The sequence below is a fragment of the Moorena sp. SIO3I8 genome (assembly GCF_010692325.1).
Lineage (GTDB): Bacteria > Cyanobacteriota > Cyanobacteriia > Cyanobacteriales > Coleofasciculaceae > Moorena.
This window is the reverse complement of sequence record NZ_JAAHHW010000035.1, coordinates 1-24,368: the sequence shown is the minus strand read 5'-3', so window position 1 is coordinate 24,368 and position 24,368 is coordinate 1. Positions and strand designations below refer to the sequence as shown.

Here is a 24,368-nt window from a genome sequence, read left to right as displayed (position 1 = left end):
TTTAATCGTTAGTGTTTTGTAGCCAGCAAAGAGTGTACAGGAAATAGGTAATCGTCAACTACCCATTACCTATTACCTGTTACCCATTACCTATTACCCCCTAGAATACCGAGAGTTCAAGCTTCAACTTCTGCTGGTTCTGGTTTAGGAGCTGGAGATGATTCGAGTCTAATGGTCAGGTAGCGAATCACATCTTGACTTAGACGCATTGCTCGCTCAATCTTGGCCACATGGGTACCTGGTCCATTATAGTTCATTTGGATATAAATCCCTTCCCGGTACCTATCAATGGGATAGGCTAAACGACGCTTGCCACGATGCTGAATCTCGATTTGCTCTCCACCGAGTTCCTGCAACAGGTCTCGGTATTTGCCGATAGCTTGATCTACTTGTTCCTCGCCCAAATCAGGACGCAGGATATACATCATTTCGTAAGTGTTTTGCACTGGTATTAATCTCCTTATGGACAAGTTGGCTTCTTTTTATCCGATGGACAGCACTAACAATCAGCACTAACAATCAGCACTAACAATCAGCTTTCCTTGACCCTCACCGAAGGTATGGTTAAAGGTTGGGTAATTGAGTTGCTTGCTACTGGATAGTTAAAGAAGCAAGGAATTGATCTACCGCTACTCAAGCGGACAGTTACCGGATCGGTAAGTGTGTGGGGTTGTTACACTTATCTGAATACTTTTATCTCAATACTTTGATATGAATACTTGACAAGCATTACCCCTTCACCATTTTAACCCCTTGTGCAACCAATTTCAATTAAATTTCAATTAAGTGGTGCTCAAAGAAAGTACATTCGTCAAAGGGGAATAACACTAGGCACCACCAGACACTACTAGAAGATGCTATGTATGAATGCAGCTTGTTATCTATTGTACTGTTAAGGACAATCTGTTATCGGTACTCAGTACTGACGTACTGCCAACTCAGGACTAATTTAGGTAAAGTAGAAAATTTTGGTAATATTATCAAGGAACATCTATTGTTATGACACAGCGCTACGTCCGAGTTAAATCTTCTAAAGGACAGACCTACTACGGCTTGTTACAGGTGACCCGCACTATTCAGGTGCTGGATGCACCACCTTGGTTACAAGGACAACCCATAGATTTAGAGTTGGAACCAGAAAGCTATCAATTGCTGGCTCCGTGTGCACCAACTAAAATCGTGGCTGTAGGGAAAAACTATACTGAACACGCAGCGGAATTGGGAACATCAGTTCCTGAGGAACCTTTACTGTTTCTTAAACCCCCTACCGCTATAATTCCTGACTCTCAAGCCATCCAGTATCCGCCTCAGTCTCAGCGAGTAGACTATGAGGGAGAGTTAGCACTGGTAATCGGTGACTATTGCTTAGACTGCACACCAGACGAAGCTCAATCCAAAATTTGGGGTTATACGATCGCTAATGACGTAACGGCTAGGGATTTACAAAAGCGGGATGCCCAGTGGACCAGGGCTAAGGGATTTAATAGCTTTTGTCCCCTTGGACCCTGGATAGTCCGGGAGTTGAGTGCTGGGGCAAAATTGCAGACATTTCTGAATGACAACCCTGAGCCAGTTCAATCAGCTTTAATTAGTCAAATGGTATTTCCGCCAGATGTTTTGGTATCTTACATTTCCCAGGTGATGACCTTAGTACCAGGAGATGTGATCCTTACGGGTACACCCAAAGGGGTAGGACCAATGGAAATTGGCGATCGCGTCCGGGTGGAAATTGAGGGAATTGGTCAGTTGGAAAATACGGTGAGCTCACGCCCTTCACAGGTCAAGACTAGGCAAGACTAGGGGACTTGGCTGTAAACGGCTTGACTAAGGCTTGGTATTTCTGCGTAACGGCCCATCAATGATTGAATCATGGAGTAGCCGCAGGCGGCAAGGATTCCTAAAAATACTATATTATATAAGGTTTCTGTTAGCAAGTTAACCCCTAGTGCTTGGACTAAAATTGGCAACAATAGACGACCCAAAACTAAAAGAATGTCTAAAAGAATCGCTTGCATGGTGTTAAAGCGAACAAAATGGCTGATTTGTGGGTTTCTGACTACGGCTAAGAATAAAACAAAGAAAATAATTAACCCCACGAAAGGCAAACGGTAGAGTGAAATTAACGGTTCTAGTGGCAGGTAAATAATGCCCAGAATGGGAAACTGTCCTAGCATAAATTTACCAAAGGGCAAAACCTCAATTAGAGGGAGTAGGTAAGGAAGGGCTGCAAAAATCCGGTCTTTAACATCTGTTGACCCGCGCCAAGTCATGGTGCTTTCTCCTTGAAGATGTTCAGATAAGGGGTACACTAACTACTATTAAGCATAGCGCAGCACAACACTCTACCCCTGAGCGACCTGAAATGGGATTGACCTGCATGTCACGCTACGCGATCGCTTACTAGAAAAGTCAATCCATATTGACCAGACGGAAGCCCATTTCACACTCATACTGTTGAGCTTGCTTCTCACTGAGCTTCTTGAGCACATGACCACAGACCAATTTGCCTTGATGCCAGCGAGGTTGACCACTTGGGTCAGCCAGTAAACAACATTGACAGACAAGGTCGGGGGAAATTACTTGGTTGTCCGTTAGAATGACTAACATAGCACTAATCCCATTACACTATCAGGGCTGATGCCGAAGCATGATTCTTTTATTTCTTCTCAACAGCAGACTGAAGGATAGGAAACAGTGTTTACTGGTGTTTATTTGCTCACTATACCACCCATACTCATCCTGAAACTATTAACTAATCAGCTTAGTGCTTAAGTTTTGTTTATTAGTGCTGTTGATTAGAACTGTTGTTCAATGCTATTCCTATCTTATTCGATACTCTAGATGCTAGGTATTGCATTATTTAGATAATACTATAACTTTTAATAATATAATAAAAACTTTAAGTTTGGCTAAAACTTGGCTTAATCTGACTCTGAATCGTTTCAAACTCAAGCTTTCAGCTCATCCTTACCAATGAATTGTTTGACAGGACTTTTGGAAAGCTGGCGAAAAACTGGGCATTAAACGCCCATATGTAGTAGGAATAAGTAGTAGGCATAAGTAGTAGGGATAAGTAATAGGGTGCGTTAATAACCCACCCTGTAGGTAGAGTTACTGGGTAAGTCCTGTTTAAGGGTCGTGTCCAAACAAACCACCTGCCAAAAAATCTTCAGGGCGACTAAAGCTGCTATTTAGCTACCGGTAGTCGCTGATGGGATAAACCCGTGCATCAAAGCGCTACCTCAGTTTTTGATTCCCGCTCCTGCCTAGACAGGGCTTGATTGCCTCAGAGGATTTTTTGTAAGCATATACACCTTTAAGGTTGTTGTGTCAATTAGCAAACGTGATCGATCCTAGAAGTAAAGAAAGTGACTCAAACTAATTTAGATTTTCTCGCCGAAACCGATCCCACGATAGCCACCTATCTGGGAGAAGAACTCCAACGTCAACGGGAGCATCTGGAACTTATTGCTAGTGAGAACTTCACCTCCCCAGCGGTGATGGCAGCACAAAGCTCAGTGCTAACTAACAAATATGCTGAGGGATTGCCCGGAAAGCGCTACTATGGCGGCTGTGAGTTCATTGACAAAGTGGAACAAGTAGCGATTGACCGTGCTAAAGAACTCTTTGGTGCTGCTCATGCCAATGTGCAGCCCCATTCTGGCGCTCAAGCGAACTTTGCAGTATTTCTAGCCTTACTAAAACCTGGTGACAAGATTATGGGGATGGATTTGTCCCATGGCGGACACCTCACCCATGGGTCACCGGTGAATGTGTCGGGCAAATGGTTTGAGGTGTGTCACTACGGTGTCAGCCAGGAGACTGAGCAATTGGACTATGGTCAGATTCGGGAACTTGCTCTGAAAGAGCGTCCCAAACTGATTATTTGTGGCTATTCCGCCTATCCCCGAATCATTGACTTTGAAAAATTCCGGGCCATTGCTGATGAAGTGGGTGCCTACCTGATGGCGGATATGGCTCACATTGCTGGTTTAGTTGCCACTGGTCATCACCCTAACCCCCTTCCTCACTGCCATGTGGTCACTACTACCACTCACAAGACCCTGCGTGGTCCACGGGGTGGCTTGATTCTGACTAATCAATTGGATTTGGGTAAAAAGTTCGATAAGGCAGTATTTCCCGGAACTCAGGGGGGTCCGTTGGAACATGTGATTGCTGGTAAAGCTGTTGCGTTTGGAGAAGCCTTGACTCCAGCATTCAAAACCTATTCTGCCCACGTAATTGAAAATGCTAAGGCTTTGGCAAGGGCACTGCAAAACCGGGAGTTAAAGATTGTTTCTGGTGGTACAGATAACCATGTATTACTGGTAGATTTGCGCTCTATTGGTATGACAGGTAAGCGAGCTGACCAACTGGTGAGCGGTGTCAAGATTACAGCTAATAAAAATACTGTTCCCTTTGACCCAGAGTCGCCCTTTGTCACCAGTGGCTTGCGCCTAGGTTCCCCAGCCATGACTACCCGGGGCATGGGAGTCGCAGAATTTACTGAGATTGGTAATATTATTGCCGATCGCTTACTGAATCCAGAGGATGAGCAAGTGGCAACTGAATGTCGCCAGCGTGTGGGACAGTTATGCGATCGCTTTCCTCTGTATCCCCATCTCACCAGTCTTGTACCAAGTTTGGTCTAAGGGTTGAAGGTTGAGGGTTAAGCAGTAGGGTGGGCAAACTTCTTTGATCTAGAATACTCAAAACAACCAAACTGTTTTTGCCCACCCTACAAGCTGATCTCAGTAGAGTCAGTAGGGTGGGCAAACTTCTTTGATCTAGAATACTCAAAACAACCAAACTGTTTTTGCCCACCCTACAAGCTGATCTCAGTAGAGTCAGTAGGGTGGGCAAACTTCTTTGATCTAGAATACTCAAAACAACCAAACTGTTTTTGCCCACCCTACAAGCTGGTTAACGAGAAACGAGTACTACTATAGGAGAAACCTGTACCCGTTTCTTGCTAACGGGTACTCGTTAGTGGTAAATGGGTACTCCTGTGTTAAAAGTCAGTACCCGATCTAGTTTGTTGTTGACCGTTGAACGTTGACCGTTAACCAGAGACTTCGCCAATAGTGTCTTTGGTTTATCAGGGAGTCGGGAGTCGGGAGTCGGGAGTCGGGAACTTCGGATTAAAAGAGCTGTCCGCCCTAACCCACCAATAGTCAGCGATTTCAGCTGTCTTAAGATTTACTTTATAAACAGTCTCTAAGTCCTATTCTGTCAACATCAATAATCGAACAGCCCTTATTCACACATTTAAATTGTGAATAGGGGCCCTTTGGGGAGATGGGGAGATGGTCAGAGGGTAGACCGGCTTTTGCACAAGTGGATTAACCGTTGGTCACGCTACGGGAACGATTTGCCGTTGGCCACACTACGCGATTGACCGTAGGTCACGCTACTTGAGGTGGAAATTTAAATGCATCTTAGGTTACCAAGTATAGCGTTTTTATTTGAGATGTATAGGACTGCATCAAGACAGGGAACAGGGAACAGCGGATCTGGGAACAGTAGGAAAGAGCTCCGAATAGTTTTTGATGTTATGAAAAATCAGCAATATTGTTTATGACCTATTTGTAAATGCTATATCTTCTGAATTATCTCTTATCAAAGGATTTTTAATCAAAACTTTATTAAGTTCAAGATTGAGTGAAGTTTACTTTAAGTAGCTAAATTATTCCGGATTTATATGTAATAGTGTTGTTGGAAAATAAATCAGTCATCAATGTTAACTAGTTCATTGTTTTCATAGCTGCCAACCTAAAGCCGTCAAAGAAAAGACCCCCATCTGGGGATAATAATCAACAATGAACACTATCCTTAGAGCGCGCAGCTTAAGTTCCTAGGGATTTTTATCATTAGTTACATCCATGCTTAGACTAGTTGGCTTGGATGTGTCAGATCATGGTGCTTGCTTATTAAGAGGCTCTAGATTTTAGAATTAATTGATTTGAGCCCCTTGATGTTTAGATGATCTGACTTATTTAGGATTTTTTTCCAAACCCAAATAGTTCTAGCAAAGATAATAGTTCAGCGTCGGTGATATTTTTCACCCGATTTGCATCCATGAGTTACTAATTGAAGTAAAGAGCAAACTACAATCATGAGTAAGCTAAAACAGAGTTTCTTGATCGGTTTCAATTATTTCGTTCTTACAGCAATAACCATGTTTCCAGGCGAGCCGTCCTTTGCAGCTAATAACTGTCGTCGACGTGACTGCATTCACCATGAACTTGGCACTCAAGCAGTTTGTAAATTGGTAGGATCTGACAAATCGCCTCTACTACCAAAAGGCAAAGCTCAAGGATGGGATAAAGGACTCAATACTGAGATCGACAATAAGAATTTGAAGGGTGATGTTGTTGCCTATAAAATTCGTTGGTTCAATGGTTCATGGTCACGCTGGTATGTCACTGGAGTGAATGACATCGATATTAAGTTTAATACTTCGACTAACGACATGCGCCGCATGTGGAGCTATTTCACTGACCACCGACATCAATACATTATTTGCAAAGAGCCGAATTAGTGATGGTATTTTTTAGTCTGGTGAACGTAAGCATTCAGCTATCAAATCCTCAGAATTAACCTTTTGAATCAAGGAATTGAATTCTTGTAATTAGTTTCAATTAATCCTCAGCAAACCCCGCTGGTTTAAAACACTGGTGGGGTTAATTTATGATTTGTGATTTGTTTACAAATTAACCTAAATTTAAATGCAGCCATTAATTTATCCCGTCTAGCGTACAGATGAAAGCCTATAGAGGGATAACCGCTCCTACTCCCTACTCCCTACTCCCTACTCCCTACTCCCTACTCCCTACTCCCTACTCCCTACTCCAATAAAATAATCTTATCCCTGGCTTTTAGTACTTATCCTGTTTCAATAGAAGTTTTGAGGCTGTATACTTGACAAAACTTCCGGTAATCCTATACTACGGGTTTATGGCACGGTTGCTCCAACAGATATATGGTAGATATCTGCTTGTTCTGATGCGCGCCTGTGGCATTTCTCTAGAAACAGACTCCTTGGTGACAGGCGATATCCCTATACTAAGCTACCCAAAAATACTTAAGACTTGATGCTACAGGAAATCAATAATGAAATCAAATCCTTTGCCTCAAAAGCACTTGTCCTCACCTCAACCAATTCAAGAAGACATTGATCAAGGAGTTGAACAGCAACCACAAGACCCATTACCCGAACTAGAAACGGAAGCTGCCAGAGAAGCAACCAATACCCCCGCCCATCCCTCCCGCAAAAAGCGACCGATGTGGCCTTTGTTACTGCTGGGTGTCGGTATTCTAGCATTGGGTGCGATCGCTTTCAAACAGTCCCAACCTAATCCCGAGGTATCACAAAACACCATCACAGCAGCCCCAGCTGAACCTAACCGGTTACCTGTACGAGCCACCCCAGTCAAAATTTATCCACTGCAACAGTTAGTCTTTGGCAATGGTTTCGTTTCAGCAGTGCGAGGCAAACACCTGACCTTCCAAACCTCAGGAACTATCACCTATCTCAAAAAAGTTAATGGACGGGATCTGCGAGAGGGAGATTTTGTCAAAAAGGGTGAATTACTAGCAAAATTAGATGACCGCAGACTGCGAGCAGAGCTGGCACAAGCTGAAGCCCAAACTGCTGAAGCTCAGACCCAAAGGGTAACAGCACAGGCTAACTTGTCTCAAGCTCAAGCAAATGTAGAACAAACCAAAGCACAAGTAATCAGCGCCCAAGCCCAGTTTGAAGCAGCAAAAAATGATTTTGATTTAGCAATATCTGAATTCAAACGCCGTCTAGAACTTTTCGATGCCGGTGTAATCTCAGAGAGTGATGTTGATGTCTACAGAAATAGAGCCGAGGATGCTCAATCCCAAGTCAGAGCAGCACAAGCTCAAGTTAATGCTGCCTTGAGCAATGTCAAAGCGGCTGAAAGTCAGTTAGCCTCTGCCCAGTCACAATTAACTGCTACTGTTGCCCAGATTGCTTCAGCCAAGGCTGGGCAAACTCGCTCTACCATTAGTTTAGAAGATACGGAGATTATAGCACCCTTTGATGGAATTGTAGCCCACCTTAATATCCGAGAGGGAGACTTCTGGACAACCCAAATTTTAAACAGTGCAAACACTAGTAATTATCAGACTGTAGTCGATTCAGTGCCTATCATTATCAATGACCCTAGCGCTTATGAAGTCAATGTCGAACTACCCACCTTTTATGGCCCATTGGTGCAACCAGGTCAATCAGCTTATGTGGTGTTAGATCAAGACATGAGTACTGCCTCTAGTAGAGGCATGAGCCAACAGGAATTATTTCGCCTTGCTAGAGCCCGAGGCACAATTTTTTCAGTTAGTCCTTCGGTTAACCCTGGTGAGCGTTCTGTAAACGTGACCATCCGCCTGTACCAAGGAAGTAAGAATGTACTCGATGGGGAGCGAGTTTCTGTTTGGATCGCTGTGGAAGAAAACCCCACAGCCCTAAGTGTTCCTCTTAATGCAATTGTCTACCGGGACCAGAAACCCTATGTCTTTGTTGTAAATCAACAAGAAAAGGTCGTCAAACTGCGTCCGATAACAGCGGGGATTAGGGGGATTTCTATGCAAGAAATTACCAGTGGTGTTGAACCTGGGGAGTTAGTGGTTACAGAAGGACTAAATCGCTTAGTTGATGGCACACCAGTTGAAGTGATTAACTATAGCAAAGGGAACAGGGAACAGGGAGTAGGGAGTAGGGAGTAGGGAGTAGGGAATATGGCATCAAAAATTATCACAATTCATTTAAACTCCGTATAGGAATTTTGTAAGTTGGTAATTGGAGTTTTTCAGTACATTTTATGCTAAAGTTCCAGTTAAAAAAATCAGAAAGCTTTATACACAAGGAAAATTAGGCTATTCAACTAACAAAAATTACTGAATACAGCCTCTTCCCACTTTTCCCTGTTCCCGTCTTGATGCAGTCGCTCATGGGGGAAACCCCCAAGACCGCGCTGCATCGCTGTTCCCTGTTCCCTATTACAGACTGTTTATTTAGCATAACAGTTACGGTAGAGCCGTAATTGGTCAGATGACGTTTTCCTTTGGTAGGTAATTGATGAGTAGTAAGCTGGTTTCCTCCAACTCTAAACCTGAGGTTTTACAGGATAAATTACATCATAATGGGCATGATGGGCATGATGGGCATGATGTTAACCGAGCCTCAGGTTTAGCTAAATTCTTTTTCCTGAAAACAGTATTTGGTATTCTCCTGATCGTTTTGCTAACCTTGGGTGGGTTGATGGGTTATCAGTCGATGGTCAAAGAAGCCGATCCAGATGTGGAAATTCCGATGGCGATAGTGACTACTACTTGGCCAGGGGCTGACCCAGAAACCATAGAAACTCAAGTCACCGATAAAATTGAAAAAGAACTCAAATCCCTAAAGGGATTGAAGAAAGTTGAGAGTGCTTCTTTCAACGGTTTCTCGCAGATATCAGTGGAATTCCAAGCTAATGCCAATGTTCAGGAGTCGATGGCACTGCTGCGGCAAAAAGTTGATGATGCTGAACCAGAGATTAATTCAGAGGCTGAGCAACCAAATATAGAGCAAATCTCTGCCCAAGATGTTCCGATTTTCTCGATTGCTTTATATGGTAATCTCGATCCGGCGGTGGTCAGTCGGGCGGCAGAAGATATTCAAGAAAGACTCGAAAAAGTCTCGGATGTACGGGAGGTTAATTTAGCAGGACAACGTAAAGAAGTTATCAATGTCCAACTTATCCCCAGCCGCATGAGTGCTTTGGGGATTTCCCCAACCACAGTAAGTGACCGCCTCACAGTTGCTAACCAGGATATGCCCTGGGATCAGATTGAAAATGAACAGATAGGGGCCCAGGTGCGATTGTACGGTAGGTTTCGTACCTTGGAAGATTTACGTAGCTTGCCTATCACTCGTTTGGGTGGTACTGATGGCAGGGTAGTGCGCCTCGATGAAGTTGCCTTAGTACGTCGGGATTTGGAAAGGGAAAAGACTCGTGCTTTCATTAGTTGGCAGGGTTCTGAGTTTGAACCCACCGTCAGCATGGATGTAGTGAAAGTACCAGGGTCTGACTCGATTAACCTAATCGAAAAAACCTTAGAAGAACTGGAGTCTCTTAAGCAAGACCTCAATGTCTGGCCTTTTGGGATGGATTATCGGATTACCTACAGGCAGGACGAACAGATTCACGATGAGCAGAATAACGTGATCACTAATGTGATTCAGGCAGTGATTGGTGTTTTTCTGATCTTGTTCATTGCCCTGACCTGGCGAGAAGCCATAATTGCAGGGTTATCGATTCCTTTAACCTTTCTCGGAGCTATATTTCTGCTCTGGCTTAGTGGGTACACCCTTAACAATATGCTCTTATATGGGATGGTCATAGCACTAGGATTGCTGGTGGATGTATTCATCTTAATGATGGAGGGCATGCATGATGGACTGTTTGTGGAAGGCTTAACCTTTAATCAGGCAGCCCTTAAGACTGTGAGAACCTATGCAGGACCAGCGTTTTCGGGTCAGCTCACAACTATTCTAGCTATGGCACCCCTGCTGGTCATTAGTGGCACGATGGGCAAGTTTATACGCTTGATGCCCATTACAGCAATTATCTGTCTGTTGCTCAGTTATGCGATCGCTTTATTAATCGATATACCCTTGTCTCGCTTTCTGTTAGGTAATGTCAAAGGCGGGATCCAAAAAACCCGCATTGATAAATTAACCGAATCCGCCTCTGAATGGTTTAAAAACTGGAGTCTCAAGTTTACAGTACGTAACCGAGCAATAGCTGGTGCTTGGATTGTCGGCACTGTAGTTCTTTTTATGACCTCTTTGGTTGCGGTTGCGCAATTACCAGGAACGCTTTTTCCTGATGCTGACAACCGCCCGATCAGTATCAATGTGGAATTACCCCCCACAGCAACCTTGGCAAAGTCTCAACAAGTGGCAGATGATTTAGGAGAAATTTTGCGTTCCAAGGATTATTTTGAAAGTGTCACCAAATTAGTTGGTCAAAAAAGTGGTTTAGTCCAAGAGAGTGGTCTTAAGCCGACACAGGATAACTATTTACTAGGTTTCTCAGCACTATTTACCAAAAAAAACCAGCGCGACCAGTTGTCCTATGAGTATATAGATGACTTGCGAACAGAACTGAATCAGGCCATGCGTAATTATCCTGGAGCATCCCTAGTCATCAATGTTCCTGGTACTGCTGAAGGCGGAGACCCCATTGCCATTGAGCTAAAAGGCAATGACATGAACAGACTGCGGCAGATTTCCGGTGAAGTCCAATTAGCACTGCGCCAGATTGATGGGACTGAAGATGTCCGTGATGGCTTGGGAGACTTGCGCAACGATATCAAACTTCGACCCAAACGGGAAGCTATGGATTTTTATGGCATCAGTGAAAATGACCTAGCCCTGCAGGGACGCTACATTATGACCGATAACGAGATTACAGACTCTGCGATTAGAGCAGGAAAAGACGACTTAGAAATTCGCCTGAGTACTGCCTGGCCCTCCCGCAATGGCGCTGTCGGTGGTCCCACTCGTCGTGATGAGTTGAGAATGTTTCAAGTGTTTTCATCAGACCACGGAGCAATATCGGGAAATGCGATATTGGATATTGAGCAGAGCATGGCTCCCCTATCGATTACCCATACAGATACTGAACGCACAGTTACTGTTTATTCTAAAGCTAAAGGTCGCACTCCTGGAGAGATTTTGGCAGAGTTACAGCCAAAATTAGAGCAAATGAAGAAAACCTGGTCTCCAGGTTATGATTACAAATTCGGCGGAGAGGCTGAAACTCAAAGTGAGACCTTTGGTTCTGCAATTCAGATGTCCTATGTATCACTTTTCTTAGTTTTTTCGGTACTGGTGCTGCAATTTGGCTCTTTCACCCAGCCTTTCATTATTATGCTCTCTATCCCCTTTGCTTTGATTGGCACCTTTAGTGGTTTCTCTTTGCTCGGGATACCCCTTTCGTTTCCTACCATGATTGGGATTATTTCTCTAGTGGGAATTGTAGTTAATGATTCCATCGTGATCGTAGAAACCATGAACAAGCATCGCTCAAGTGGAATGAAAGTGCGACTTGCTGCAGCTCATGGTGCTTCTGACCGACTGCGCCCGGTACTGACCACCAGTATTACCACCATGGTTGGTTTGATTCCTTTAGCACTAAGTGATCCCATTTGGTTTCCTTTATGTATGGCAATTATCTTTGGTTTATGTGCCTCAACCTTGAGTGCTTTGCTGGTGATTCCTTGTTTGTATTTACAGTTGACTCCAAATCAGAGATAGGCAAGAGGCAAGAGGCAAGAGGCAAAAGTTGGTTTTAGTGTAAGCTATCAGCTATCAGTTATCAGTTATCAGCTAAAGGCTCGACTAGGTGAGGACTCTTGCCCTTTGCCTCTTGTTATTCTTCAAACTTCCTCTGGATTTACTCCCATTGCTCGTAAGCGAGCAGCGAGTTTGTCAGCCCGTTCTTGAGCGATCGCCGCTTGTTCTTGAGCGATCCCCGCTTGTTCTTGAGCGATCCCCGCTTGTTCTTGAGCGATCCCCGCTTGTTCTTGAGCGATCGCTGCATTTTCTTCAGGAGTAGGTAGCACAATTCCTTCCAAGGTAGCCCAACGCAGCCAAGTGGCCTCTACATCCTTATACAAGCCTGACCAACGCACTAAGGCTAACCCTAATCTTTCGCTAATTAGTCGCTCCTGTTCATCTTCACTTAACGGCTGATACACACCATTGTCTAAGCTAAATCCGGCAAAATCCTCTGGATTAAACGGGTCGTACCAAAAATATTCCGATACTCTGATTTGGTCTTGATAAACTAGCTTTTTGGTACTTTTATCCGTCTTGGCTGTACTCTCAGAAATTAGTTCAATGATCACATCAGGTGCTTTCCCTTCTTCCCAAACTACCCAACTGAGTCGTTCGCCTTTGGGAACCCCAAGCACTACAAAGACATCTGGACCCCGGAAGTCTTGATTTTTAAGTTGTGCTTCACTGAAATGAAGAAACATATTACCGCCCACATAGCCATCCTCCCGCTGGGCCAACCAAGGCAATAACGGATCAATCAGCAATTGCATCTGGAGTTTATGTCGTTCAGTTTCCATCGGAATACCGTCATCACAGGGAAGGTCATACTGAGTTGGCAGATAAGGAGTATTAGGCACAACAGCAGAGGTCATGGTTTTAGACATAGCGATCGCATTACCTACTCAAATTTAACGCCCACAGCTACGATATCGTTGAAATTTGGTAAAAAACCCAGCGCTTGGATCTATCTTTTTTGCTAAAAATCTGGTATAGAAGTTCAAAATTTAATTATTGTTGATAGGGTTTCTGATAGTAACGAGGTACAAGGATTTTTTACCTCTTCCCAGGGAGTGCGCTTGACCCATTAAGAATTAAATTCGCCACGGGTCGCACCGCTCCCTACTCCCTACTCCCTACTCCCTATTCCCTACTCCCTACTCCCTATTCCCTGTTCCCTGGGAACATCTCTAGCTTCTGGAAAAATTAACATCGCATCACCAAAGGAATAAAAGCGATAACTAAGAGCGATCGCATCCTGGTACAAGCTCAGTAACCGCTCCCTGCCTACCATGGCGCTAACTAACATTAATAAACTCGACCGAGGTAAGTGGAAATTGGTAATCAATCCCTCCACTACCTGCCACTGATAGCCTGGGTAGATAAATAAGTTAGTCTTACCACAATAGGGTTGTAATTCCCCATCCACAACGGCTCCCTCTAGAGCACGGACTACCGTTGTGCCTACAGCAATCACTCGACCTCCGGTTGCTCTAGTTTCCTGGATTTGTTCCACAGTTGATTGGGGGACTTCTAGCCACTCTCCGTGCATGTCGTGCTCGGTAATATCCTCCACTTCTACAGGTCGAAATGTACCAACCCCCACGTGTAGGGTGATATACCCTAGCCGAATTCCCCGTTGGCGGCAGTTTTCCATCAGCTGATTGGTGAAATGGAGTCCAGCGGTGGGAGCGGCAACAGCACCACTCTTTTGAGCATAAATGGTTTGATACTGGTCTGGGGTAGCTTGAGAGTCTTGGATATAGGGGGGTAGAGGAACCTGACCATACAACTCCAACAGGGTTTCCCAGGATACTCCCTCTGGGAAATCAAACTGCAATATCCGCCCACTGGTCGCTTCATCTGTTGCCAGAACAGTTGCTTTCAGAGGAGGTAGGGGGGTAGTTAGGTGTTTTGAGAGGGTACTATCGTTGAGCCCAAGGTCGGATGAGGGAGTAAACCAAATCTCTGCTCCTGGCTTGAGACGCCTACCTGGTTTGACTAAAGCTAGCCAACTCTGGTGTTGTCCCTGCTGTTGTCCCTGGTGTTGTCCCTGATGTTGTCGCTCTTCTAACAACAATATCTCCACAGGCACACCAGTGGATTTACGCCCATAGAGTCGAGCGGGGATAACCCTGGTGTTATTGAGGATCAATAGGTCACCCGGTTGCAATAGCTGAGGTAATTCCCTAAAGATGTGGTGGCTATGGTGAGTTGGTGAATCTACCACCAGCAGTCGTGAACCATCCCTCTCGCTCAAGGGTGTTTGGGCAATTTGCTCTTGGGGTAGTTCATAGTCATAGCTTGAGACTAATCGGTCGATTTGGTGCGTGGATGTCTGTTTGTCAATCCCTGTCATGCTGTTATTCCTAAATTGGGGAATATCCCCTATCTAAGATCGGGGGAATATCCCCTGTCCGTTAGCAATCCTGCCTTGCCAAAATAAAGATACAGCAATAGGATATCAAGCCTCAGTTGGTTACTAACTAACTCCTCTCTATGGATTACCTTTACTTTTTAGCTAATGCCAGTCTAACTCTGCGAGTCGTTGAGTATATAAAAGACTCGCCCCAGCTACCTATAAAATTTGCCACGGTGATTCATCGGATTGATGGCTGGGTGGTTAAGGTCAAGATGGACACACCCTTAACGGCTCAACAACATGGAGACTTTCGGGCTTATATGAACGAGTTGGGGATTCCCTACAGCCCAGACATTCGTGTGCAAATGGCTCTGTGGAGTCTGGAAACCGGACAGTCACCGGTAGAGGTCATGCGTCGCTACCAAGTTGCTGTGGTTTCTCATGGTAGTCCAAACCAGAGCGACATAGAAGCTTTTTGCGAACAATTCACCATGGGGTTGGGATATTGTCCAGAAACCTTGGCATGAGCAACTTCACCTAGGGTGGGCTTTGCACGTTGCTAGGCACTGCCAACCCTAGGATTAATTACAACGGTGCCAGATCTTAGTAATACCTATAATTTTGGTAAAATCGGTTATGATGCAGCATGGTAATGTAACCGAAGTCTATGCCCTTGCCAGCCAATCTAGTCACCCTAACTACGACGGAAAATCAACAGAATTTAAGCATAAATCCCCCAACATCTGGTCTATCTTTGCAGGGAGTTATAAGGATACCAGGGGATAAATCGATTTCCCATCGAGCCTTAATGTTGGGAGCGATCGCGCAAGGAGAAACTACCATTAAAGGGTTACTTTTGGGAGAAGACCCCCAAAGCACTGCTAGCTGCTTTCGTGCTTTGGGCGCAGATATCTCGGAACTTAATACTGAACAAGTGATTGTTAAGGGTATAGGACTAGGGAAACTGCAAGAACCCGTTGATGTCTTAAATGCAGGCAACTCGGGTACTACCCTACGACTGATGCTGGGACTACTCGCCTCTGCTGCTGACCGATTTTTTACTGTAACTGGTGACAAGTCTTTGCGATCGCGTCCGATGTCCCGTGTGGTGAAACCCCTACAACAAATGGGAGCAAGCATCTGGGGGCGTGAAGGTGCAACGCTCGCTCCCCTGGCCATTAAAGGCTCGGTTCTTAAACCAATTCACTACCACTCTCCCATCGCCTCAGCTCAAGTAAAATCCTGTATTCTCCTCGCTGGTTTAATGACCGAAGGACAAACAACTGTCACTGAACCAGCCCTCTCCCGTGACCACAGCGAACGGATGCTCAAAGCCTTTGGCGCTCAAATTATTACTGACCCAAAAACCAATAGTGTTACCGTCACAGGACCGGCTCAGTTGCAAGGGCAAACCGTAATTGTTCCTGGTGATATTAGCTCAGCTGCCTTTTGGTTAGTAGCCGGAGCTATTGTACCGGGTTCAGAACTGATTGTGGAAAATGTCGGTGTCAACCCTACCCGTACAGGTATTTTAGAAGCCCTATCCATGATGGGGGCTGATATTGAGCTGTTAAATCAGCGAGTTGTCGCTGGGGAGCCGGTGGCAGATTTGCGGGTACGTCACGGTAACCTCAAAGGATGCACCATTGCGGGTGACTTGATTCCCCGCCTGATTGATGAAGTGCCAATTTTAGCAGTAGCAGCAGTCTTTGCCCAAGGAACTACTATCATTCGGGATGCAGCAGAACTGCGAGTCAAGGAAAGCGATCGCTTAGCGGTGATGGCATCCCAGTTGAACCAGATGGGAGCTAAGGTCACTGAATTGCCCGATGGTCTAGAGATTATCGGTGGTACTCCCTTAACTGGTACAGAAGTGGATAGTCATACTGACCACCGCATTGCCATGAGTTTAGCGATCGCAGCCCTAAATTCCCAAGGTACAACTACCATTCACGGTGCTGAAGCGGCTGCCATCTCCTATCCAAACTTCACTACCACCTTGGAAGAGGTAATTAAGGCTTGTTGACCGCTGTTCGCGTAGCGTGAGCTTTTAGCTCACCGCTCAAAATAAATAAAGTAATGGGTAAAGGTTTCTAAAATTACCCTTTACCCATTACTCGTTACCCTTTAACCCAAATTTTTCCCCGAGCAGCTAGCCCAACTAAGTAGCTCAACTTATGAAGGCTATCACTCTATTTCAGGGATTGGAGAAGTTAACAAAGCTAGTTTACGCAGCTGCTTAGCTTTGGATAAAAACAACCTTTCGTAGGCTTTAATATCCTTATCCTTAGCAAATTCCTCATCGTAGCGCTCTTTGCTCGCTAGTTTCATTTTTTGCAGTTCATCACCATCATTTAGCAGTATCTCCAGTTTCTCGTCCAATTCTGCTTCATTTTTGAAATAGTGAGCACCGGGTCCTGCAACCCAACGATTGAAGCGATTATTGTTTGCCAGAACCGGTTGACCAGCGCTGAGGGCTTCTACTAAAGAAGGATTAGTGCCACCAACTTGATGTCCATGAATATAGAGTCGTGCGTGGAATCTCAAGGCATTAACAACTGACTTATTATAGATAGCACCAGGAAAGATAACCTCATCACTGGCTGCTTCTAGAACTTGTTTGTGATAGGGTACTTGATCAGGTAAATAGCGACCAAGCACCACCAATTTAAGACCCCGAGGTCGCCTGGAAAAGCCAGAAACAATCTCTAGAATCGAGTTTTCTGGTTCAGGTCTAGCAATTACCAAAGCATACTCCTTCGGAGCCAGATTATACGCGGTTAAAAGTTGTGAGTCTGCATTAACAACTTTCTCGGTTCCATAAGGAATTACCGTAATTTTATCAGAAGCTACTTTTCGAGTCAATAAATGACTCTTGATTTCTGGATGATCAGCAATTAAACTGTTAGCTAACCAACACCCAGCCCATTCATTGAGATATAACCAAATTTTTTCAGGAAGCCTCCATTTACTGCGTTTCCATTCCAGACCATCCATATTCATAAAATTGGTAATCCCTTTGAGGCGATACCAAATACTGAAGATGGCTGTGTTATAGCCAAGGGTAAGCACGATTCCCTTTTGCTTGAGGGCATGTAATGTAGATTTCCAGTCAAAAATGATCGATCCCAGTGCGTTGCTATAGGGAACCGGTATATGAACCAGACGAATACCATGCCAGTATTCTTCAAACATCTGATTTTTGTGCTCTTCCTGACAATAGACTGTGACTTCCCATCCCTGAGATACAAGATATTTTGACAGCCGTTCCGCGAAAGTTTCAAATCCACCATATTGAGCGGGAATGCCACGGATACCAAGAATTGATAATTTCAACATTTTAGATGCCCCAGTCTAACAGTATACAAAGGCAAAAATTTGCCTTCCCAATTCACAAGTTAGTTATACTAACTGAGTTTAATCACGAAAATTTACCGAACAGTCGATAACAAACGGCTATCAAAGGTAGATAAGGTAGATAAACCCGATAATTTTTTGGTCTACCTTGAGCTGCTTTATCAATCAAGGAGATTCCCAGGATAAGCCTAGGCCATGATTTGTCAAAACTCTGTTAGTTTGGCGCAGTTTGACAATGGACTATCACCTGCCATCACTGAGATGGTATTTATCAACAAACCCTTAAAACCATTAAGTATAATACGTTCCGGGACTAGGTTAATGTCAGACTTGATTTGATTGTAATACTGCTGGAACGCACTACCACCGAGCAGAGGGGATGTGACACGCTTCACGCTGTGTCCCCTACACATTTAGGATTTGTGTGATAAATAGTCTCTGAACTTTAGGCGGTCGTTGAAGCGGTTGTGCCAACTTGTCAAAAGTGCCATAATCTGTTAGCATGTCAGGATTTTTGATGACGAATAACTTGAACATAGATCCAATAATCACCATTAGTTTTCCAAACGGTTTAACAATGGCTTTGCTATTTAATCAGCCTTTCACACAGTATAGCAAGGGAAGTATAGTTTAGGACATAGTCTTTTGGTTGAAAGGGAGCAGGAATCCCCCCTCCCTTAGTAAGGGGGGCAGGGAGCAGGGAGCAGAAGATGTCTTAAGCTTTACTTCGACTGCTATATCTTAAAATCCCTGTCAAAAGTCGAGATTTTAAAAAAAGTTAATGTTGTCAACAGCGGTCAATCAATTGTAAATAAACGGCTACATATTATTATTGTAGTATATCCCATCCAATCAACTCAACGATGATCGACGTGGAACTGAGCGAGTTTATGGAAAAACCTCCAACAATTAAATTGAGCTGAAGCAACATCTGATTAGTGATCAGACTTTAGTGATCAGACTTGGGTAACAAGTTAATCAAACTTTGTGAAAAACTTGTGAACTCATCTATCGGGTAGGGGAAACACTTAGCTATTTTAAGGGAATAAACTACCTAGTGACGTAGATTTGATGATTAAAGTTCCAGGATTTATAGAACTTACGAAATTTAGTTGGTTTTGGCTGGCTAACCCACTAAATATGGTGGGTAGTACTCAAAAAATATACTAAGTTTGGTGGAGCAATCGGGGCAATGGGTAAGTCCTGATTGATCAAAAAAATCTCAAAAAAAATCTCAAACAGCGCGCTGAGTTCGCTCACAGGGAATCGTTTTACCCTGTTTTCAGGCTAAGTATTGAATAAATCCGGTAAAAAAAGCTATACTGTATTACTTGAATAAGTAAGGTTTGCTATATTAGTTAAGGTTTGCTGTTACATCTGAGCAATCATGGCTCCCGCAAGTAATCCCTAAGCAAGTAACGGCTAAGCAAGTAAACCAATCAGCAACGCTGGGAAATCAGGGATGTGTTAGAACCGAGTACTCGCCAACCCCAACAACTACCGAAACAATTATTGATAAACGGCCAACAGCCCAAGCTTCAGCCGGTGGCGTTTATGTTTCCAGGACAGGGAGCACAATATGTCAATATGGGGCTGGAACTAACCCATGAAATATCAACATTTCGTGATTTGATTGATCGATGCTCAGAACTCCTCAAACCCCATCTGGGCATTGACCTGCGCCATGTACTCTACCCAAAGCAGGAACAGACTAATCAGGCCACAGAGCAACTGAAACAGACTAGTATTACCCAGCCAGCCCTGTTTGTGATCGAGTACGCCCTAGCTGAGTTATGGATGTCGTGGGGAGTCCGTCCCCAAGCGATGATCGGTCACAGTATTGGTGAATATGTGGCAGCCTGTGTAGCTGGAGTCTTCTCCTTAGAGGATGCATTATCTCTGGTTGCCCTTCGAGGGCAGATGATGCAACAACTGCCTGCTGGCTCGATGCTTGCTGTTCCTTTACCGGAAGAGGAGGTGCAATCCCTGCTGGGTCAGGAACTATCCTTAGCAGTGATTAACGGGCCATCCCAATCGGTGATTTCTGGTCCTACTGATGCGATCGCATTATTACAAAACCAATTGGATCAACAAGGGGTAGAGTACCGCAGGCTACATACCTCCCATGCCTTTCATTCCAAGATGATGGAACCGATCTTGGACTCCTTCACCAACCAGGTAAAACAGGTTAGTCTCAATCCCCCACAAATTCCCTACCTATCTAATGTTACTGGCACTTGGATTACAGCCGAGGAAGCAGTCAATCCACGCTATTGGGCTCAGCATCTGCGGCAAACTGTGCGATTTTCTCAAGGTGTGCAACAGTTGTTGAAACAACCAGAGACCATCCTGCTAGAAGTAGGGCCTGGGCGAACCTTGAGCACATTAACTAAACGACACTCTCAGAAAGCGGTTGAGCAGCTGGTGCTAACCTCGGTACGTCATCCACGACAGGAGCAATCCGATCTAACCTTCTTGCTCACTACCGTAGAACAGCTCAGGGAAGCAGGGGTATCAGTAGATTGGGATGGATCCCATGGTCAGACACCTCACCAGCAAGACATCCCAAGGCACAAGGGCCAAGAAGATGATGCCCAAAAAGACAACAGTACTCTGCTAGCCCCTGACCAACCTCAGCCAGAGTCATCCAAAACCTTTGTTGCTCCCCGAGATGACTTAGAACGTCAATTGACCAAGATTTGGCAAAACGTCTTAGGAATCAAATCTATCAGTGTTACAGATAACTTCTATGACCTAGGAGGAGACTCTCTGCTAGCGGTGCGCCTGTTTGCTGAGATTGAGAAGGTTTTCCATAAGAAACTGCCCTTAGCTTCTCTGCTGATGGCTCCAACTGTAGCCCAATTAGTCAACCAGCTGCGCCAAGACCAAGGAGCAGCACCTTGGTCCTCAGTAGTACCAATTCAGAGCAATGGTTCCAAACCGCCTCTATTTTGTATTCATGGAGCCGGTGGTAACGTTCTCAGTTTTCGAGATTTGGCACGTTATTTGGGTTCGGAGCAACCCTTTTATGGACTCCAATCATTGGGTCTCGATGGCAAACAGACTCCCCTGACCACAGTTGAAGATATGGCTCGCTGCTACCTAAAGGAAATACGTACTATTCAGCCCAAGGGTCCCTATTTTTTGTCAGGATACTGCTTTGGAAGTAAGATTGCTCTGGAGATTGCTCAGCTGCTCCGCTTAGACGGTGAGACAGTGGCTCTGCTAGCTCTGCTTGAACCTAGCCCTCTTGAATTCTCGACAAGTGAAAACCAACGTCCCTATCAACGTAGCTATAGTGATCGATTAAAGGGACTGTTTCAACGATTGATTCACAGAGGTTTTCAAGACGTACTCAAGCAGCAATTCCTAAAGGTTGTTTCTAAATTATATCAGTCCTTTGGAATTTCCTTACCGCAATCTCTCCAAATCATAAAAGTCCAAGAAGCTAACACCTTCGCTTCAAAAAATTATGTGGCCAAACGCTACTATCCAAACCCAGTAACAATGTTCTTGACCAGTGAGCGGATTTCCCAGTCTCCAGAACTCCAAAAAGGCTGGATAGAGTTAGTTACTGGAAACCTGGAAATCCTGGAAATCTCTGGTAAGCACTTAGATGACCAACCAGGGAGTTTTCTCAAAGACCCCCATGTAGAGCTACTAGCTCAGAAAATTAGGGCTTCTATAGATCAGGTAATTGTTAGTTAATTGTCAATCATTTGTTAAGTTAAACTTGTCACTGGTCGTAAGCATTCAGCCGTGAGCTTTTGGCTCACGCTACGCGAACAGCCATCAGCCGTCAGCTTTTGGGCAATAGCTGAGAGCTGATAGCTGATAGCTGATAGCTGATAGCTGAGAGCTGTTCGCGTAGCGTGCGCGTAGCGCTTAAGCTTAAGAATTGATAACTTGCTGATATAAACTCAGCATTTGTTCACCAATTATTTCCCATGACCAATTCTCTGAGACTATCACTCGTCCTTTAAGTCCCATAGATATGCGTTTTTCCCCATTAGTTGCTAACTGCAACAGTGCTTGATCTAAATCATTGATCACTTGGGATAGGTTATCGACAGGCACTTTAATTCCCCAGTCTTGTTGAACCATCAACGAGGGTCCACCAATATCGAGACAAACCACAGGTCTACCAGATGCCATTGCTTCCAACACCACCGTCGGCCAATGATCATGGAAGCTCGGATGCATTAACACGTCCACCTCTGCCATCCGTTGTAAGACCTGATCACGGGAAAGCTTCCCCCAAAAACGTACAGCATCACCGCATCCAAGGTCTTTAGCTAATTTCTGTAGTCCCTCCTTTTCAGGACCATCACCAATCAGCCAGTATTCACTAGTGGGGTGTTCACGATGGAACTGGGCAAAGGCACGGATGCCCAATGCAAACCCTTTCCAACCCAAAAATCTCCCGATACTGACCACTCGAAATGGTTCTTCCTGGCGCTGGGGCAGTTGAGCTAATCTCTCAATATCTTTTTGATTAAGACCAAAGGGAGGAAAAGCCTTAACTGGTAAATTATCTGACCATTGGCTCGCTTCCCGAGATAGAATTAATTGGGCGCGAGAAGCAACAGACCACTGGGTAAAGCGACCTAGGGCATTCATCGACACCATCCGAATCCGTTCCATCATGGCCGATTTTAGGGATAATGTCTTCAAGAGTACCGACGGAATTTTATCTTTAGCGCCACCATTCCAAATCAAGGGCACACCTAGCCAGCCTATCCATGTTGGCAACCAGGAATTTTGATAGGTGACATGGTGAACCAAATCAAAGCCAATTTCGCTCTGGAGTTTTTTGGCCACAAAAAATGCTCTAATCTGCCAGGCGATATAGTACAAATAATGGGACAATCCTGAATTACGAGACCCTTCAGACATTGCTACAAAAATAAAGGTGACATTGTCTAAAGGTGAATGAGTCAATTCCTGTTCAATCTGAGATTGATCAGTTATGTTAGTGAGCACCCAACACTTATGGCTATGGTCCTTAGCTATTTGTTTTACGACATTCCAACCTATACCATATTCAGACCCTCTTACTGGGGAACAGCCATAAGCAGAAATCAGGATATTCATGATTATTTTTCCCTGATTAATTCAGCTGATAATTAGTAACATTTTAACAGACTTAGGCGTCTTAGTAGGGAGCATGTTACCCTTGTAATTAGGTAACATGCTCCCCTTCGATCACAGGATAGACGATTCTGAAGCACCATAGATAGGACTTACGAAGTTAGTTGGTTTTGCCCCCCTGCCCCCCAATTTTGGGGGGTAATGATGTCAAAGTCCCCCATAATTGATACCGTTGGCGAAATTAATATTTGTTTACACAAGAGTAGCAGATGGGTAACTTTAAGTTCATGCTCCCCCAGAATTGGGGGTTGGGGGGCTATAAAGACTGCTGTCTTCAGGCTGATATTTCTAAATGTTAAATTCGCCAGCAGTATCATAATTGGGGGATTTAGGGGGCTTTGCGTAAGTCGTGATAGACAGATCCAAGTGTGGGTTAGTGCTCACGAAAAACAGAGCTAGCCTTGATAACCTGATTGGGCTGTAATGGCTGTATGCTAGACTTGGGAACAGTCAGCGGAGATTAATCTAGGGGTGGTGGCGGCGGAGTTAAAGCAAGTGGATCGCAATTTGGTAGAAATTGATGCCACGATCGAGGGGATTTTGTGATTAGTTAGGGATGGATCGGTGCATGTCAGTTTTGTTAATCCCTGATTCAGATCCCCCATTATCCCCCTTAATAAGGGGGACTTTTCAATCTAATTCCCCCCTTTTTTAAGGGGGGTTAGGGGGGATCTATGTACCTAATTACAAAGTTGACATGCTCCCTACTCCCTACTCCCGTTCCCCTCCTGGTCGGGGTTAGGGGTGGGTTCCGACTCCCTACGGGTGCATGTCAGTTTTGTTAATCCCTGATTCAGATCCCCCATTATCCCCCTTAATAAGGGGGATTTTTCAATCTAATTCCCCCCTTTTTTAAGCTATGCTTTATAAACATATTTCTTTACAAAAAACTTGACAAAAGTAACTTTATATGATTCCTGTGATCAAAAAACTTGACGTCCCACGTTCTCGCTCAGTTTGTATAGGAAAAGCCTTTTGCCAAAAAGGAGCGAAAAATCGTGATAGGCACGAGGGGATTTTGGGGGAATCATGTTAATTTAGTTGACATTGATCAGGAGATAATTTTGATGCTCAGGGTACCCTCGGGTGTGCGTGATAGGGGTAGATATCAGGAAATTGATCCTATCTTCATATTAGAATATGAAA

The 24,368-nt window shown here is 44.5% G+C and carries 15 protein-coding genes; 8 read left to right on the top strand and 7 right to left on the bottom strand.

The annotated features are described in order from the left end of the window. Window positions 1–116: 116 nt before the first annotated feature. Window positions 117–425, bottom strand: coding sequence for a 30S ribosomal protein S6 (gene rpsF / locus F6K51_RS15665; protein ID WP_293021674.1), 309 nt, complete (start codon window positions 423–425; stop codon window positions 117–119). A 574-nt stretch (window positions 426–999) separates the two neighbouring features. On the opposite strand from rpsF, the gene F6K51_RS15660 reads away from it, so the two are divergent. Beyond that, window positions 1,000–1,800 carry a fumarylacetoacetate hydrolase family protein gene (locus F6K51_RS15660; protein ID WP_293021619.1) on the top strand — a complete coding sequence of 267 codons (801 nt, stop codon included), beginning with the start codon at window positions 1,000–1,002 and terminating at the stop codon, window positions 1,798–1,800. On the opposite strand, the gene F6K51_RS15655 is transcribed toward F6K51_RS15660, so the two are convergent. Beyond that, on the bottom strand, window positions 1,797–2,270 hold the full coding sequence (locus F6K51_RS15655) for a Tic20 family protein (RefSeq protein WP_293021617.1): 474 nt from the start codon (window positions 2,268–2,270) through the stop codon (window positions 1,797–1,799). The genes F6K51_RS15660 and F6K51_RS15655 overlap by 4 nt on opposite strands. A 139-nt stretch (window positions 2,271–2,409) precedes the next feature. After that, a complete protein-coding gene (locus F6K51_RS15650; protein WP_293021609.1) occupies window positions 2,410–2,607 on the bottom strand; it encodes a hypothetical protein in 198 nt (65 codons plus the stop codon). Window positions 2,608–3,368: 761 nt separating this feature from the next. Between F6K51_RS15650 and glyA the strand changes: the two genes are divergently transcribed. The 4 genes from glyA to F6K51_RS15630 all read left to right on the top strand — a co-directional run bounded on the left by glyA (window position 3,369) and on the right by F6K51_RS15630 (window position 12,331). Then, window positions 3,369–4,652: a serine hydroxymethyltransferase gene (gene glyA, locus F6K51_RS15645; protein WP_293021603.1), complete on the top strand. Its 1,284-nt coding sequence runs from the start codon at window positions 3,369–3,371 to the stop codon at window positions 4,650–4,652. Between the two features lie 1,463 nt (window positions 4,653–6,115). Further along, the gene (locus F6K51_RS15640; RefSeq protein ID WP_293021601.1) at window positions 6,116–6,541 is read left to right on the top strand and encodes a hypothetical protein; all 426 of its coding nucleotides are present in this window, start codon (window positions 6,116–6,118) and stop codon (window positions 6,539–6,541) included. A 572-nt stretch (window positions 6,542–7,113) separates the two neighbouring features. Further along, complete coding sequence (locus F6K51_RS15635) at window positions 7,114–8,751, top strand: efflux RND transporter periplasmic adaptor subunit (RefSeq protein ID WP_293021599.1); 1,638 nt, start codon at window positions 7,114–7,116, stop codon at window positions 8,749–8,751. Between the two features lie 352 nt (window positions 8,752–9,103). Further along, window positions 9,104–12,331, top strand: a complete 3,228-nt coding sequence (locus F6K51_RS15630; RefSeq protein ID WP_293021597.1) for an efflux RND transporter permease subunit — start codon at window positions 9,104–9,106, stop codon at window positions 12,329–12,331. A 122-nt stretch (window positions 12,332–12,453) separates the two neighbouring features. On the opposite strand, the gene F6K51_RS15625 is transcribed toward F6K51_RS15630, so the two are convergent. Together F6K51_RS15625 and queA are read right to left on the bottom strand one after the other, a co-directional pair. Further along, a complete protein-coding gene (locus F6K51_RS15625) occupies window positions 12,454–13,239 on the bottom strand; it encodes a Uma2 family endonuclease (RefSeq protein WP_293021595.1) in 786 nt (261 codons plus the stop codon). A gap of 263 nt (window positions 13,240–13,502) precedes the next feature. Beyond that, complete coding sequence (gene queA, locus F6K51_RS15620; protein WP_293021593.1) at window positions 13,503–14,711, bottom strand: tRNA preQ1(34) S-adenosylmethionine ribosyltransferase-isomerase QueA; 1,209 nt, start codon at window positions 14,709–14,711, stop codon at window positions 13,503–13,505. Between the two features lie 140 nt (window positions 14,712–14,851). On the opposite strand from queA, the gene F6K51_RS15615 reads away from it, so the two are divergent. Then, window positions 14,852–15,241, top strand: coding sequence for a hypothetical protein (locus F6K51_RS15615; protein ID WP_293021591.1), 390 nt, complete (start codon window positions 14,852–14,854; stop codon window positions 15,239–15,241). 146 nt (window positions 15,242–15,387) lie between these two features. Then, window positions 15,388–16,740 (top strand): 3-phosphoshikimate 1-carboxyvinyltransferase, encoded by a 1,353-nt coding sequence (aroA, locus tag F6K51_RS15610; RefSeq protein WP_293021673.1) that lies wholly within the window; start codon window positions 15,388–15,390, stop codon window positions 16,738–16,740. Between the two features lie 161 nt (window positions 16,741–16,901). Here the strand turns inward: aroA and F6K51_RS15605 are convergent, their stop codons facing one another. After that, window positions 16,902–18,053 carry a DUF1972 domain-containing protein gene (locus F6K51_RS15605; protein WP_293021589.1) on the bottom strand — a complete coding sequence of 384 codons (1,152 nt, stop codon included), beginning with the start codon at window positions 18,051–18,053 and terminating at the stop codon, window positions 16,902–16,904. A gap of 1,482 nt (window positions 18,054–19,535) precedes the next feature. Here F6K51_RS15605 and F6K51_RS15600 point away from each other — a divergent pair. Then, entirely contained in the window at window positions 19,536–21,779 is a 2,244-nt protein-coding gene (locus F6K51_RS15600; protein ID WP_293021587.1) for an alpha/beta fold hydrolase, read from the top strand. 183 nt (window positions 21,780–21,962) lie between these two features. Here F6K51_RS15600 and F6K51_RS15595 read toward each other — a convergent pair whose 3' ends face one another. Beyond that, a complete protein-coding gene (locus tag F6K51_RS15595; protein WP_293021585.1) occupies window positions 21,963–23,165 on the bottom strand; it encodes a glycosyltransferase in 1,203 nt (400 codons plus the stop codon). Window positions 23,166–24,368 lie beyond the last annotated feature (1,203 nt).